At 49.1% G+C, this 635-nt stretch carries 1 protein-coding gene; it reads left to right on the top strand.

Annotated elements, in window-relative coordinates:
- Positions 1-635, top strand: a 635-nt coding sequence (locus tag R7044_RS26165) for an Hsp70 family protein (protein WP_225456113.1), incomplete at both ends; no start/stop codon positions are given.

The raw sequence follows: 635 nt of genomic DNA, 5'->3' as shown, positions 1-635 counted from the left end.
CGCTTGATTGGCCGCTCGCTAAAAGACATTCAATCTAGCTACCCTTCATTACCTTACCGTTTTAAAGAGAGTGATAATGGCTTACCAGTACTGCAAACTGCTCAAGGGGATAAAAACCCGATTGAAGTTTCTGCAGATATTCTAAAAGCGCTAGGTAAACGCGCAGAAGAAACTCTAGGTGGAGAGCTTGCGGGTGTGGTAATTACCGTTCCTGCGTACTTCGATGACGCGCAACGCGCGGGCACGAAAGATGCGGCTAAGCTAGCGGGTTTACATGTACTGCGTCTTCTCAATGAGCCAACCGCTGCGGCGATTGCCTATGGCCTGGACTCAGGTCAAGAAGGTGTGATCGCGGTTTACGATTTAGGTGGCGGTACGTTCGATATCTCTATCCTACGTTTGTCGAAAGGCGTATTTGAAGTATTAGCAACAGGCGGCGACTCTGCACTTGGCGGTGATGACTTTGACCACCTATTAGCGGATTACCTAATGGAGCAAGCTGGCCTAGAAGCGCCGCTTTCTGCTGAGAAAAACCGTGCATTACTGAACATTGCAACGGCGACTAAAATTGCTTTCTCTGAGCAAGACAGCGTAGAAGTTGACGTGTTTGGCTGGAAAGGCACTGTAACACGCGA

The sequence above is a fragment of the Vibrio sp. 1402 genome, assembly GCF_033340275.1.
This window is presented reverse-complemented; position numbering and strand designations above follow the sequence as displayed.